The 14274-nt window shown below is 68.2% G+C and carries 16 protein-coding genes; 4 read left to right on the top strand and 12 right to left on the bottom strand.

The annotated features are described in order from the left end of the window. Positions 1-5 precede the first annotated feature (5 nt). From A9977_RS27150 to A9977_RS27140, 3 genes are all read left to right on the top strand, one after another. Positions 6-473: a hypothetical protein gene (locus tag A9977_RS27150; protein WP_220812101.1), complete on the top strand. Its 468-nt coding sequence runs from the start codon at positions 6-8 to the stop codon at positions 471-473. Beyond that, a complete protein-coding gene (locus A9977_RS34780; RefSeq protein WP_183027894.1) occupies positions 474-782 on the top strand; it encodes an EndoU domain-containing protein in 309 nt (102 codons plus the stop codon). 124 nt (positions 783-906) lie between these two features. After that, positions 907-1191, top strand: a complete 285-nt coding sequence (locus tag A9977_RS27140) for a hypothetical protein (protein WP_183027893.1) — start codon at positions 907-909, stop codon at positions 1189-1191. A gap of 335 nt (positions 1192-1526) precedes the next feature. On the opposite strand, the gene A9977_RS27135 is transcribed toward A9977_RS27140, so the two are convergent. From A9977_RS27135 to A9977_RS27085, 11 genes are all read right to left on the bottom strand, one after another. After that, positions 1527-2546, bottom strand: a complete 1020-nt coding sequence (locus A9977_RS27135) for a Gfo/Idh/MocA family protein (protein WP_183027892.1) — start codon at positions 2544-2546, stop codon at positions 1527-1529. 58 nt (positions 2547-2604) lie between these two features. Beyond that, on the bottom strand, positions 2605-3702 hold the full coding sequence (locus A9977_RS27130) for a maleylacetate reductase (protein WP_183027891.1): 1098 nt from the start codon (positions 3700-3702) through the stop codon (positions 2605-2607). 80 nt (positions 3703-3782) lie between these two features. Continuing rightward, entirely contained in the window at positions 3783-4349 is a 567-nt protein-coding gene (locus A9977_RS27125) for an NADPH-dependent FMN reductase (protein ID WP_183027890.1), read from the bottom strand. 75 nt (positions 4350-4424) lie between these two features. Next, the gene (locus tag A9977_RS27120) at positions 4425-4730 is read right to left on the bottom strand and encodes a Dabb family protein (protein ID WP_183027889.1); all 306 of its coding nucleotides are present in this window, start codon (positions 4728-4730) and stop codon (positions 4425-4427) included. 9 nt (positions 4731-4739) lie between these two features. Further along, positions 4740-5045, bottom strand: coding sequence for a YciI family protein (locus A9977_RS27115; protein ID WP_183027888.1), 306 nt, complete (start codon positions 5043-5045; stop codon positions 4740-4742). 73 nt (positions 5046-5118) lie between these two features. Further along, positions 5119-6090: a sugar ABC transporter substrate-binding protein gene (locus A9977_RS27110; protein ID WP_183027887.1), complete on the bottom strand. Its 972-nt coding sequence runs from the start codon at positions 6088-6090 to the stop codon at positions 5119-5121. Further along, a complete protein-coding gene (locus A9977_RS27105) occupies positions 6087-7103 on the bottom strand; it encodes an ABC transporter permease (RefSeq protein ID WP_183027886.1) in 1017 nt (338 codons plus the stop codon). The genes A9977_RS27110 and A9977_RS27105 overlap by 4 nt, the downstream gene beginning before the upstream one ends. Before the next feature lie 8 nt (positions 7104-7111). Continuing rightward, positions 7112-8089: an ABC transporter permease gene (locus A9977_RS27100; RefSeq protein ID WP_220812100.1), complete on the bottom strand. Its 978-nt coding sequence runs from the start codon at positions 8087-8089 to the stop codon at positions 7112-7114. A gap of 1 nt (position 8090) precedes the next feature. Next, positions 8091-9620: a sugar ABC transporter ATP-binding protein gene (locus A9977_RS27095; protein WP_183027885.1), complete on the bottom strand. Its 1530-nt coding sequence runs from the start codon at positions 9618-9620 to the stop codon at positions 8091-8093. Continuing rightward, entirely contained in the window at positions 9617-11059 is a 1443-nt protein-coding gene (locus A9977_RS27090; protein WP_183027884.1) for an amidohydrolase family protein, read from the bottom strand. The genes A9977_RS27095 and A9977_RS27090 overlap by 4 nt, the downstream gene beginning before the upstream one ends. After that, positions 11059-11979 (bottom strand): intradiol ring-cleavage dioxygenase, encoded by a 921-nt coding sequence (locus A9977_RS27085; protein WP_183027883.1) that lies wholly within the window; start codon positions 11977-11979, stop codon positions 11059-11061. Before A9977_RS27085 ends, A9977_RS27090 begins: the two co-directional genes overlap by 1 nt. A gap of 314 nt (positions 11980-12293) precedes the next feature. Here A9977_RS27085 and A9977_RS27080 point away from each other — a divergent pair, with 314 nt between their 5' ends. Continuing rightward, positions 12294-13250 (top strand): LysR family transcriptional regulator, encoded by a 957-nt coding sequence (locus tag A9977_RS27080; protein WP_183027882.1) that lies wholly within the window; start codon positions 12294-12296, stop codon positions 13248-13250. Here A9977_RS27080 and A9977_RS27075 read toward each other — a convergent pair. After that, a complete protein-coding gene (locus A9977_RS27075) occupies positions 13240-14112 on the bottom strand; it encodes an NAD(P)-dependent oxidoreductase (protein ID WP_183027881.1) in 873 nt (290 codons plus the stop codon). The genes A9977_RS27080 and A9977_RS27075 overlap by 11 nt on opposite strands. Positions 14113-14274: the final 162 nt, after the last annotated feature.

Genomic DNA, 14274 nt, shown 5'->3' with positions numbered 1-14274 from the left:
CTACCGTGAGAGGTTACTACGAAATTTCCAGGTCAACAACGGCGTGCGTTCATTTTGTTTTTGAAGAGGGTCTGGATGATTTATTTATGACGGAGATCACCGGCCAGCTGCGCCAGATGAGAGTTTCGACCATATATCTCGACGGCAGAGGGCTCGAAAAAGGAATCTCGCAAATGTGCCGCGCGGTTGGGTCGGCAATTGGGGCCGAGCATGCTGATGGCTGTATGGAGGATAGCTATGTTTCGTTGTTTGATGACATGATTACGCTCTCTAATGAGTTGGCTGGGCTGGTTATCGTCATCGACTGGGCATCCGATCTATTTGATGCCGATCGATCTACGGTTCTTGGCTTCATTGAGGCTTTTTTGGCGCAAATAAATCATTGGATCGAGAAGGGGAAACCTTGCCATCTCTGTTTTCAATTATCTCCAAACGAGGATGTTAGAAAATACTTTCTAGATAATTTCAGTTAGATGGAAAAAATTCGACCAAAGGAATGCTGCACTTTTTTATGCCCCGAGAAGATCGGGTTGCAGTTTTTCTGTATATTGGGGGGTGGGGTTTCGCTATCGTGGGTGGACAAGCGAAATATCTCAACCTTCTTCCCGCCGTCTTGGTCTGAGGCGCGTATCACCTATGAGGTGACGGAGGCGTTCAAGGCCGGCCAGAAAAAGGGGCTGACTGGGGCGAGATTCCAAGAAACGAGCCCGTCAGGAATCAGAATCCAGTTCAGTTGGGACGTGAAGAATCAATGTACGATCTTTTGTCCGGTGGGGCAATGAAAAATGAGCTTTTCAAAATATGTTTTACGATGCATTCGAGGAATAGAAATTAATGGGGGGGAGAATTGATTTCAATCTACATGTCTTGACATTAAAGGCTCAACCTGTCGAGCGATATGAACTGATGTGCGAAGCGATATTCCAAGACATTCAAGGCCCCGCAGGCGTCGCCTGCGTGATGGACTGGGTCCGTAAAGTCGAGTCTGGCGAACTCGATCTGGCCGATGTCGACGGCAATGCCTGGGTCATCAACATCACGCGCGACAAGGTTTGGTTCGAGGGCCTCTACAGCCAAGGCAAAGGCGGCGAAGTCACCCTGTCGCAGTTCAAGTTGGCCGTGCAGACCTACCTTCGGTTCTTGAGCGATCCGGAGCGCAAGCCCATCGAGGTCGAGTTCCCGGAGCACTGAGAGCGTTCTCGGCCGCTGCAGGTAGGTTGCTTATGGGCGAACAGTCTTCCGCGCTGCGTGGCGTGCAGGTCGATGCCAAGAAAGACGCCACCGTCAAAGGCGTCAAGGTCAGCTTCCTGCCGCCTTGAGCGTTGCGGTGCAGAAGGCAACTTCACGCGGGGCACGCGTACCGCGACGCCAGCGGGGCGCCCGCCATGGAGCCGCTCGACAGTGCCGCGCTCACCGCCTTGTCGATGCCAGACCGTTCGCATCGGTTGTTCGCGCGAGTCAAGCCCTGATGATGGCTGGGTACTCGCCGAGCAGGTGCGCAGATCCTCCGCACCAGAACCTCCGTCTCAACCCGTCGCAGCCTCTTCTTCAATCACCACCGTCTCCCCACCCGTCTTCCCCGACACCACGATCGCCTCGAACAGCTTGATGTTCTCCAGCAGCTCGCTGTGCGTGAACGGGTAGGCGCTGCCCCGCGTGACCGCGTCCGACCAGGCTTCGAAGTTCAGCAGCACCGCGTCGTTGGCCGGATGGCTGTGGTGGATGCGCGGCATGCCGGTGCCGATGCAGTGGGTGAAAAGCGTGGGCAGGCCCTGGTCGACGTTGCCTTCCGACACCAGCTCGACCCAGCCCTTGTCGCCGAACACCGCGATGCGCCCGTGGAAGGGCGTGACCGACAGGAAGCTCACGGTGCCGCGCACGCCCGAGCGGAAGGCGATGGTGGCGGTGATGTAGTCCTGCGCGGGGGCCGGGAAGACCATCGAGTCGGTGGTGCAGCGCACGCTTTGCGCGGGGCCGGCCAGCGCGATGAAGATGTCGGTGATGTGGATGCCGACGGCCGTCATCATGCCGGCGGGCGCGTGCTTCTGGTCGAGCCGCCAGTTCGATGCGTCGAGCTTGCGGAACAGGTCGTGGCTCACGTTGGCTTCCACGTGCAGCAGCCTGCCCAGTTCGCCCGCGCGCACCATGCGCATCAGCTCGGCCACGGCGGGCTCGAAGCGGCGTTCGTGGCCCATGCCCAGCACGCGGCCCTTGCGCCGGGCGGCGTCGAGCATGCGGCGTGCGCCGTCGCTGCTCATGGCCAGAGGCTTCTCGCAGAAGACCTGCTTGTCGGCCTCGAGCACGGCCAGCACCTGCTCTTCGTGCAGCGAATGCGGCGTGGCGAGGATCACGCCCTCGATGTCGGCGCGGGCCAGCACCGCGGCGAGGTCGGGCGCGAGTTCGACCTTGGCTTCCTTCAGGAACGCATCGGCGTCGGCCGGACGGAAGGGGTCCACCGCGGCGACCACGGTGAACTTCGGGCTGGCGGACAGCGAACGGATGATCTGTTTGCCCCACCAGCCCAGACCTGCAACGGCTACTTTCATGATGACGATGTCTCCTTGTGTGTGATGTGATGACGGATTGGCTCGGGCGGCGAAGCGCTCAGGGCCGCGTGCTGCTCGGCCGCCGCCCTTCCCAGGCGTCGTGCAGCAGGGCCATGAGCGCGTCGCGCGCCAGCGGGCGCGGGTTCCAGTAGGGGTTGGCCACGGCCAGGTCGGCGACGCGCGCCAGGCCTTCCTTCGGCATGCCGATCTCGCGCAGCGAGGTGGGCGCGCCCAGGGCCCCGGCCAGGTCGAACAGGCCGCCGGCCGCGTCGCCGTCACTGCGGCCGATGGCGCGGGCGATGCGCTGCATGGCCTCGGGCGCGGCGGCCGCGTTGTAGGCCAGCGCGTGCGGCAGCACCACCGTGTGGGTTTCGGCATGCGGCAGGTTGAAGCTGCCGCCCAGGGTGTGACACAGCTTGTGGTGCAGCGCCATGCCGACATGGCCCAGCACCGTGCCGCAGAGCCAGGCGCCGTAGAGGCAGTCGCTGCGCGCGTCGATGGCGGAGGGGGCTGCGACGATGCCGCGCAGGCCCTGGGCGATGGCGCGGATGCCTTCCTCGGCCATCAGCGACATCACGGGGTTGCCGTCGCGTGCGTACAGGCCTTCGGCCGCGTGCGCGATGGCGTTCATGCCGCTGACCACCGACAGGCCGACGGGCAGGCCGGTCGACAGTTCCGGGTCGTAGAGCACGGTGCGCGGCAGCACGCGCGGGTCGCGACCGGTCTTCTTCAGGCCGGCTTCGGTGATGCCGTAGATCGGCGTCATCTCCGAGCCCGCATAGGTGGTCGGGATCGCGATGATGGGCATCGGCGACTCGAGCGCGATGGCCTTGCCCAGGCCCACGGTGGAGCCGCCGCCGATCGCCACCGCGCAGTCGGCGCCGACCGCGCCGGCGTGCGCGCGGGCCTCGCGCGCGGCCTCGATGGGCACGTGCATCACGGCGCCGCTGAACACGCCCGCGCTCAGCGGCCCGAGCAGGGCCGACACGCGTTCGGCCGTCTCGACCTGTTGCGGCGTGCACAGCACCAGCGCGCGCCGGGCGCCCAGCGCCTCGACCTCCTGCGGCAGGTGCGCGAGCGCGCCCGGCGCGAAGCGCACGCGCGCGGACTGGGCGGTGAAGACGAAATCGTGGCGGGGCGGGTGCAGGGTGCTCATGGTGCGGTCCATTCGGGGTCTCTTGTCTTGCCCCCTCTCCCGCGCGCGGGAGAGGGCTGGGGTGAGGGTTCTTCCGGCCCTCAACCCTGCATGCGCCGCACGCCCGCGATCCAGTGCGCGAAGGCCGCCATCTGGTCGCCCACGAACTGGCGCGTGGTCGCGTCGGTGCACACGCCCTCGGGCGAGAACTTGGCGCCGGCGCCGCCGATGAAGACCTCGGGCTTGGCCAGCACCTGGGCGTTCATGAACAGCATCACGCGGCGCAGGTCGTACTGCACGCGCGCACCGCCCAGCGGGCCGGGCGAGGCCGAGAGGATCGCCACCGGCTTGAAGGCGAAGGGCTGGTCCTCGCCGCGGCTGAGCCAGTCGAGCGTGTTCTTGAGCACGCCGGGCGTGGAGAAGTTGTACTCGGGCGTGGCGATGACCACGGCGTCGGCTTTGCGGATGCGCTCGCGCAGCGCGGCCACGGCCGCGGGCCAGCCCTGGGCCATCACATCGCCGTCGAAGAAGGGGATGTCGCGGATCTCGGCGATCTCCAGCGTCATGCCGGCAGGCATGACCTCGCCGGCCAGCCGGAGCGCGGCACGGTTGATGGACGCATGGCGCAGGCTGCCGCACAGGCCGACGATGTCTAGGGGGGTGGTCATGGGTTCTTCGGGCTCGATGGAAAGAAAGACCGCGCGGCACGCCGGCCGTACGGTCGGGAAATGGAAAGGCGGCGCTCAGTGCGCCGCGTAGTCGACCTGGTGGCGCGCGATCCGCAGGTCGCCGATCTCCTCGCGCACCCGCAGGTGCGCCGGGTGCGTGGCATAGGAGGCCAGCGATTCCTGGCTGTCGAACTCGCTGTACAGCACGACGTCGCAGGCGTAGTCGGCATGGCTCAGGTCGACGCCGACCTCCAGGTGCAGCAGCCCCGGGATCTGGCCGCGCAGGGCCTCGAACTTGCCGCGCACCAGGTGGATGGCGCGGGCCTTCTCCTCGGCGGAGTCGCCGCGCAGGTCCCACATGACGATGTGCTTGAAGGTCATGGGTCAGGCTCAGGCCGCGGGCGGGAAGCCGGCCGTCTGCGGCCACAGGTTGACGAAGGGCAGCACCGAAGCGCTCTGGTAGACGCCGGCCCGGGTGAAGGGCTCGTCGGCCTGCCAGCGCTCGGCCGCGGCGCGGTCGGGGAAGTCGATGGCCAGCAGGCTGCCGATCATGGTCTGGCCGTTGTCGCTGGTCAGCGGGCCGGCGAAGGCGATGCGGTCGGCCACCGCGGCGAGGTAGGCCTTGTGCTCGGGCCGCACGCGCAGGCGCAGTTCGCCGGCGTCGGCACGGTCCAGCAGATGGAAAACGAAAATCACGGGAGTGCTCCGTTGGAATGGATGGGTGGAGGAGGGCGCACGGCCCCGCCGCGGCGGGCCGTGCGCCGGGAGATCACTTCCTGGCGATGGCCTCTTCCCACTTGGGGCAGCTGCGCGACTCGACCGGCGATTCGGAGGCCGACAGGTTGTCCTTGGCGATCACGGTGGCGGGGAAGACCACGTCCTTCTCGACCGGCAGCTTGCGCAGTTCGCGCACCGCGGTCATGGTCGACACGCAGCCCTGCAGGAAGCCGTTGTAGTCGCCCGAGGCCAGCATCTTGCCGGCCTTGATCGCGTCGACGGCCTCCTTGGTGCCGTTGATGCCCACCACCAGCGCCTTGCGGCCGGCGCCGTCGAGCGCCTCGATGGCGCCCGAGGCCATGGCGTCGTTGGCGGCGAACACGCCGTCGATCTTGGGGTGCGACTGCATCAGGTTCTCCATCACCTGCAGGGCCTGCAGGCGCTGGTAGTTGCCCGGCTGCGACGCCACCACCTTCACGCCCGGCGCGGCCTTGACCGCGTCGTTGAAGCCGCGCACCCGGTCGATGCTGGTGAGCGAACCCTTGACGCCCTCGAGCACCACGATGTTGCCCGTGCCGCCCATGGCCTTGATCAGGTACTTCGTGGTCTCCAGGCCCAGCTGGTAGTCGCTGGCGCCGACGAAGGCGACGAAGTTGCCGACCTCGCTGCGGTCGGTCACGTTGACCACCGGGATCTTGGCCGCATTGATCTTGCCGACGGCCGGGCCCATGGCCTTGTAGTCGACCGGCGTGAACACGATCGCGTCGGGCTTCTTCACGATCACGTCCTCGATCTGGCTCATCTGCTCGGGGATGCTGTCGGGCTTGGTCGGCACGTAGTGGGTGACCTTCACGTTGAGCTGCTTGGCGGCCGAGTCGGCACCCAGGCGCACCGCCTGGAAGAAGGGGTTGGTCTGGTTCTTGGTGAACACCGCGATGCGTTCGCCGCTCTGGGCCTGCGCCAGCGAGGCGCCGCCGAGAACCAGGGCCAGCAGGGCGAGCCGGTGGCTTGTCTTCATCTTCATTTTCTGTCTCCTTTGCGAGTGAGGTTGTCGAGAAATACCGCCAGTACGACGATCACGCCCGTGACCACGGGTTGCCAGTTCGAGCTGATGGCCAACAGGTTCATGCCGTTGAGCACCAGGGTCAGGATCAGCGCGCCGACCAGCGTGCCGAAGACCGAGCCCACGCCGCCGAACAGCGAGGTGCCGCCGATCAGCACCGCCGCGATGGCCGGCAGCGTGAGCGCTTCGCCGATGTCGCCTTCGGCCGAGTTGAGCCGCGCGAGGAAGATCAGGCTGGCCAGCCCGGCCATCGCGCCGCTCACCGCATAGACCAGCACCAGGCGGCTCTTCACCGGCACGCCCGACAGGCGCGCGGCCTCGGGGTTGGCGCCCACGGCGTAGATCTCCTGGCCCCAGCGGGTGCGCTGCGCGAACACCACGCCGATGAACAGGAAGGCCACCATCAGGTAGACCGGGATCGGGATGCCCAGCCAGTGGCCGCTGCCGATGGCGCGGAAGGCCGGCGGGAAGCCGTGGATGGTCTCGCCCTTCATGAACCAGTAGGTCACGCCGTGCAGGATCCAGAGCATCCCGTAGGTCGCGATGAAGGGCGGCAGCCGCAGCAGCGTGATCAGCAGGCCGTTGGCGATGCCGATCAGCAGGCCGCAGCCCAGGCCGGCGAACACCGCCAGCGTGATCGAGCCCGTGGCCTTCATCAGCGTGGCCGCGAGGCAGGCGCTCATCGCCACGTTCGCGCCCACCGAGAGGTCCAGGCCCGCGGTGAGGATCACCAGCGTCACGCCCGAGGCCAGCAGGAAAAGCAGCGCCGCCTGCCGCAGCACGTTGACCAGGTTGGTGGTGGTGAGGAAGGCGTCGCTGGCGAAGCTCAGCATCAGGCACAGCAGGCCCAGTGCGAGCAGCCGGAAGGCCACGCTGCGCACCGGGTCGGGCAGCGCCTGCCACAGGCCCTGCAGGCCCGATGCGTTCTGCTGCGCCGACGCCGCGGCGGGGGAGGAGAGGGTGGGGGTCTTCATCACAGTGCTCACGATTGCTTCCCGCGGAACGCGTCGATCATCAACGCGAGGATGACGAGCAGGCCGATGGCCGACACCTGCACCGCCGAGGTCACGCCCATCAGGTTGAGCCCGTTGCGCAGCACGCCGACCGCCAGCACGCCGATCAAGGTGCCGAGCAGCCAGCCCTTGCCCTTCTCGAAGGAGGTGCCGCCGACCGCGACCGCGGCGATGGCGTCGAACTCCATGCCCAGCGCCGCCGTCGGGTGGCCCGAGCTGATGCGTGCGGTGAGCAGCAGCGCCGCCAGGCCGGCCATCAGGCCGCCGATCACGTACACCGCCACCAGGTAGAGGCGGGTGCGCACACCGGCCAGGGTCAGCGCCTCGCGGTTGCCGCCCAGCGCGAAGACGTTGGTGCCGAAGCGCGTGTGGTACAGCACGACATGGAACAGCGCATAGGCGATGCCGGCGATCCAGATCGGCGCGGGCACGCCGAGGAAGGCGCCGCTGTAGAACATCTGCACCGAGGCCGGAATGCCGACCACGCTCTGGCCGTCGGTCACCACCAGCGCCAGGCCCTGGGCCGCGCCCAGCGTGCCCAGCGTCGCGACGAAGGGCGGGATGCCCAGGCGCGACACCAGCGTGCCGTTGACCAGGCCGAAGGCCAGGCCCACGCCCAGCGCGGCCAGCAGCGCGAGGCTCACGCCGCCGGTGTTCACCGCCACCGTGGCCAGCACCACGTTGGCCAGCGTGAGCACCGCGCCCATCGAGAGGTCCAGGCCCTCGGTCATGATGATCAGCGTCATCGGCAGCGCGAGCAGCAGCAGGATGGTGGACTGCACCGCCACGTTGACCAGGTTGGCGCCGTCGAGGAAGTTCTCGGTCGAGAACGCGAACACCGCGCATAGCACGATCAGCATCATCAGCGCGCCACTGGCGCTGCCGGCGTGCTTGAGCCGCGCGATCAGCTTGCCGACGCCCTCCACGGGCTCGGCGCGTACGGTCATTTCATGCATGGTGCATCCCCAGGGTCAGAATGGCTTCTTCGCTCATGGCGTCGCGGGCGAGTTCGCCGGCCACGCGCCCTTCGCGCATCACGTAGGTGCGGTCGCAGACGTTGACGATCTCGGACAGCTCCGAGGAAATCATCAGCACCGCCGCACCCTTCTTCACCAGGCCGTCGATCAGGCTGAAGATCTCGGCCTTGGCCCCCACGTCGATGCCGCGGGTGGGCTCGTCGAAGATGAACAGCTTCGCCTCGGCACTGAGCCACTTGCCGATCACCACCTTCTGCTGGTTGCCGCCCGAGAGCACGCCCACGCGCCGGTCCGGGCCGGGCGTGGCGATGCGCAGCCGCGCGATCAGTTCGCGCGCCTGCGCCGCCGCCTTCGAGGGCGAGAACAGGCCGCGCGGGAACAGCCGCGGCAGGCTGGCGAGCACCAGGTTTTCGCCCACCGAGCGGATCAGCGCCAGGCCCTGCGCCTTGCGGCTCTCGGGGATCAGCGCGGCGCCGAGCCGACGTGCCTGCGTGGGGCCGCCGGTCTGGGGCCGGCCGAAGATCTCGATGCGGCCGGCCGCGATCGGGTCGGCGCCGAAGATGGCGCGCGCGACCTCGGTGCGGCCTGAGCCGACCAGCCCGGCCAGGCCGACGATCTCGCCGGCGCGCACCTCGAGGCTCACGTCCTGGATGCCCGAGCGCGCGCTCACGCCCTGCAGCCGCAGCGCCATCTCGCCGGGCGCGGTGCAGTAGGTGCGGCTGTACGACATGTCGACCTTGCGGCCGACCATCAGGCTCACCAGTTCGTCGGGCGCGGTCTGGCCGGGCATGCGGAAGCCGACCTTCCTGCCGTCGCGCAGCACGGTGATGCGGTCGCCCATCGAGAACACCTCGGCCATGCGGTGGCTGATGTAGACCATCGCCACGCCCTGGCGCTTGAGCGTCTCGATCATCGCGAACAGCTTTTCGGTCTCGTTGTCGGAGAGCGCGGCCGTGGGCTCGTCGAGCACCACGATGCGCGCCTGCTGCGACAGCGCCTTGGCGATCTCGACCATCTGCTGCTGCGCCACGCCCAGCGTCGCGACCACGGTGTCGGGTGCCAGCGTCATGCCGAGCTGGTCCATGATGGCCTGCGCCTCGCGCCGCATGCGCGCATGGTCGACCAGGCCGGGCAGCCGGCCCCGGGGCTCGCGGCCGAGGAAGATGTTCTGCGCCACGCTGAGGTAGGGCACCAGCGTGAACTCCTGGAAGATCACCGCGATGCCCAGGCGCTGCGCGTCGGCCGGGCCGCCGATCACCACCGGCTTTCCATGGTGGAAGAATTCGCCTGCGTCGGCGGTGTGGGCGCCGCACAGCACCTTCATCAGCGTCGATTTGCCGGCGCCGTTCTCGCCCAGCAGCATGTGGACTTCGCCCTCGTGCAGTTCGAAGGACACGTCGTCCAGCGCCTGCACGCCGGTGAAGCGCTTGCTGATGCCGCGCAGTTCCAGGATGGGGACGCGCGGCGTGGCGGGCGCCGCGGGGTCGTGGGGTGGGTTCATGCAGTCTCCGTTCTTGTGTGAGGTGTGGCGTGCGCCGGCTGCCAGCCCACGCCGGCTGCCAGGCGCTGTCCCGAGGCGCGCAGCGCGGGCAGCCAGCTGTCGGGGTCCAGCGGCCGGCCCGCGTCGTCGACCAGCACGCCGTGCCGCTTGCGCCAGCGGCCCGCGACCATCACCGAGTCGATGTTCGCGAGGCTGGTCTGCATCAGCACGGTGCTGACCGGGTCGTGCACCGGCTGCATGTTGGGCAGCCGCGCATCGATGAGGAGCAGGTCGGCCTGCTTGCCGGGCGCGAGCGAACCGATGCGGTCCTGCTGGCCCAGCATGCGCGCGCCTTCGACCGTGATCCAGCGCAGGGCCTCGTGGGTCTGCAGCGTGGTGGTGGGCGGGATCACCGGGCCGTCGCCGACCGCAGCGGCGCGGAAGGCCGCGTTGTCGAGCGCGCGCTGGTGCACCAGCGCGATGCGCGCGGCCGTGAACATCTCGCCCGACAGGCCCGATTCGAGGTCGACGCCGATCGAGGGTGACACGCCGCGTGCGCGCAGCCGGCCGACGATCGGGTGGCCGTGGCCCTGCGTCATCTCGTTCTCGGGCGTGAGCGAGAAGCTCATGCCCAGCGCGACGAAGCGGTCGAGCTGCGCGTCGCTCAGGCCGTTGCCGTGCACGATGTTGATGTGCGGGCCCAGCAGGCCTGCGCGCTCGAGCACGCTCCAGCCCTCGGGTGCGCGCGCCGCGCCGCCGCCCTGGTGCATGGAGGCCGTCAGGCCCAGTTCGCGGGCCAGCGCGAAGTCGGCCCGCGCGACCTCGAGCGTCGAATAGTGCGGGCCCAGCACCGCCATGCCCAGGCTCAGCAGGCCGCCGGGCGCGAAGCGCGCATCGGCCTGCAGCCGCGTGATCTCGGCGCGCGGATGCGCGACCTCCCAGAAGGGCGGCTCGCCGGGGCGCGGGTCGGGCTTGGGGCTGCCGTGGAAGAAGGCGGCGCGGATGCCGCTCTGCGCCAGCGCATCGACGGCCGCATCGGTGTGGGCGGGCGTCGGGTTGTTGTGGCACCAGTCGACCAGCGTGGTGGTGCCGGCATTCAGCTGGTTGAGCGCGCCGGCATAGGTGCCGATGCGGATGTCCTCGGGCGTGAACAGCGTGCCCAGGCCCGCGTGCATCCAGCGGAAATACTCCATCAGCGTCCAGTTGCTGGCCATGCCGCGCAGCGCGGTCTGCCAGGTGTGCATGTGGGCATTGACCAGGCCGGGAAAGACGATGAAGCCGCGGGCGTCGATCACGGTGTCGGCCGGCGCGGCCGGCGCTGCGTTGTGCAGCGCCGTGACCGAGGCGATGCGGCCGTCGGCGATCTCGATGCAGGCGTCGTCGATCACGCCCAGCGTGTCGTCCATCGACACGAGCGTGGCGCCTTCGATGCGCGTGCGCGCTGGCGTCGGCGTGGACATCAGGCCGACACCTTGCGGGGGGTGGCCGTGGCGCGCGCGGCCGTGGGCGCCGCCACCGGGTTCAGCACGAAGCGGAAGTCCAGCGTGTAGAAGGGCACGGCGCTCGTGCCGCCGTCGGGCGTGGCGCCGGGCGGGTGCTCGATCCAGTCGGCGATCAGCGACGAGCGCACGCCGAACACCGCGTCGGAGTCGAGGTAGCGGTCGCCGTTGCGAAACACGTGCGTGATGAGCCGCTCGAAGCCCGGCGCGCTGATCATGAAGTGCAGGTGCGCGGGCCGCCACGGGTGGCGGCCCAGCGCCTCCAGCATCTTGCCGACCGGGCCGTCGTGCGGGATCGGGTAGGCCTCGGCGCGGATGGTCTTGAAGTGGAAGTCGCCGTGCGCGTCGGCGTTGAGCGTGGCGCGCGCGCGGTGCTCGTGCTCGCCGTTCTCGCGCGCGTACTGCACGTCGTAGTTGCCGGCCGCGTCGGCCTGCCACACCTGCAGTTCGGCATGGGGCACGGGCTGGCCGTCGGTGCCGACGATGCTGCCGCGCACGTAACAGGGCTCGCCCTCGGCGCCGTTGGCGACGTCGCCGCCCAGCGGCACCTGCGGCGAGCCTTCGACGTGGAAGGGGCCGAACACGGTCGCCTCGGTGCAGCCCTGCGGCTTCTTGTTGTTGAGCGCGGTCACCAGCATCGACAGGCCCAGCGTGTCCGACAGCAGGATGAATTCCTGCCGCACCTCGGTCGTGATGTGGCCCACGTCGGTGAGGAACTGGATGCCCTTGAACCACTCCTCCTCGGTCAGCTCGACCTCGCGGGCGAAGGCGTGCAGGTGCTGCACCAGGCTGGTCATGAGGGCCTGGACGCGGGCGTCCTTGGCCTGCGCGTGCATCGCGATCACGGCACGCGTGATGTTGTCTTCGTTGAGATTTCGCACCGGGGGTCTCCTGGGTCTGGGGCTGCGGGAACTATAGAAATCGAAGAGGGGCGGACCAAGGGGCTTTGGCGAAAACCTCATTTCCATTGGCTGGAAAAGGAAGGGTTTTCCCTGGCTCGCAGGCGGCGCGTCGCGCGGGGCGCACAGCCCTTTGCCGCCATGGGCAATGGCGTCCTCGCACGATCGCGATGGCGGCGCTAACATGCGGCCTCTTCGAGAGGCGTGGCCGCGAGAACGCGACCGCCACGCGATGAAATGACTGTTGCAGCCAGCGGAAGCGAAGCCGCCGAGCTGCCCAAAAATCTGGAGACGAAGTGGACCGTTGGACGGCGATGGAACTACTGGTGCAGACCGCCGAACTGGGCAGCATGTCGCGTGCCGCCGAGGCGCTGGGCCTGTCGAATGCGGCGGCGAGCCGGCACCTGGCGGCGCTGGAGGAGCGCCTGGGCGCGCGGCTGATCCAGCGCAGCACGCGGCGGCTCACGCTGACCGAGGTAGGGGAGAACTTCTACCGCAGTTGCAAGAGCGTGCTGGCCGACCTGAACGACGCGGAGTCGGCCGCCAGCGCCACCACGCTGAACCCCACCGGCACCCTGCGCATCACGGCCTCGCTGTCCTTCTCGGTGCACCACATCTCGCCGCTGCTGCGCGAGTACACCCACCGCTACCCCAACGTCACGGTGCACGTGGAGGCGGCCAACCGCTACTACGACCTGATCGACAACAACATCGACGTGGCGATCCGCACCCGCGAGTACGAGAACGACTCGAACATCACCATCCGCCGGCTGGCGGCCACGCGCCGCATCCTGGCCGCGTCGCCGGGCTACCTCAACGCCCACGGCATGCCGCAGAGCGTGGAGGAACTCGCACAGCGGCCGGTGCTGCTCTACACCTACAGCAACAACCCCAACGACTTCACCTTCCGCCGCGGCGAGGAGACGCGCAGCGTGAAGATCAAGGGCCTGCTGGAGTCGAACGACGGCCAGGTGCTGCGCACCGCCGCGCTCGACGGCATGGGGATCGTGGTGCAGCCCAAGTACATCCTCTACGACGACCTGGTGGCGGGCCGGCTGGTGTCGGTGCTCGACGACTGGGACCTGCCGCAGCTGAGCATCAACTTCGCCTTCCAGAGCCGGCGCCACATGTCGGCCAAGGTGCGCACCTTCATCGACTTCCTGGTCGAGCACTTCGAGCGCATGGACTACGACCGCAAGTGGACCAGCTTCGACCAGCCGATGGAAGTGCGCTTGCCGGAGGCTAGACGGTAGGCACGCCCGCGCCGCGCGCCGCGGCGCGGATCACGGCCGCGTAGTCGAGTTCGGCATCGCCCTGCGCGGCCGCCGCGTGCAGCATCTGGCCCACGCCGGCGGTGAGCGCCAGCGGCACATGGAACTGGGCGCCGGCCTCGAGGATCAGGCCCACGTCCTTCTGCATCTGGTCGACGGTGAAGGTGGGCGTGTAGTCGCGCTCGCGCAGCTGCACCGCCTTGGCCTTGACGATGGGCGAGCCCACCGCGCTGGCACCGATCACGTCCCACATCTGGCGCCAGTCGAGCCCGCCTTTCTGGCCCAGGGCCAGGGCCTCGGCCAGCATGCCGCTGGTGGCCGCGATCATCAGGTTGACGATCAGCTTCATGAGCCGCGCCTGGTCCTCGCCGCCGACATAGAACTGCGTGGGGCCGAAGGCCTGCAGCAGCGGCTGGACGCGCGCATAGGCCTCGGCCGGCCCCGAAGCCATCACCGTGAGCTGCGCCAGCTCGGCCATCTTGTTGTTGCCCGAGACCGTGGCCCGCACATGCGCGATGCCCCGGGCGGCGCAGGCCGCGGCGGCGGTGGCGCTGGCCTGCAGCGAGACGGTGCTGGTGTCGACGTAGACCGTGCCCGGCGCCGCATGCTGCGCGACCTCGGCCGCGACCGCGAGCAGGGCGGCGTCGTGCGGCAGCGAGGAGATCACGACCTCCGCGCCGGCCACCGCGGCCGGCAGCGAATCCGCGAGCGTCAGGCCCGCGGCTCGTGCGCCGGCCTGGGCCGCATCGCTGCGGTCGTAGACCGCCACGGCATGGCCCGCGGCCGCGAGGTGGCGGGCCATGGGCAGGCCCATCTTGCCGGCGCCGATCAGGGCGATGTTCATCTTGACTCCTTTTGTTCTGCGTGGATCTGGCGTGCGTCCGCGCACGGGACGACGGGCAAATGGTACGCAGCAAGGGGTGTCAGGCGCTCATGGCCAGGGCATCAAAAATGGAGAAGTGTTTTCCGTTTTTTGCGGGGTGAGGCCAAGGGCCTGCTTCCGCCA

Source organism: Variovorax sp. UMC13 (assembly GCF_014170375.1).
In the GTDB taxonomy this organism is placed as follows: Bacteria; Pseudomonadota; Gammaproteobacteria; order Burkholderiales; family Burkholderiaceae_C; genus Variovorax.
The sequence above is the reverse complement of the archived record's forward strand: the minus strand, read 5'-3'. Positions and strand labels throughout refer to the sequence as shown.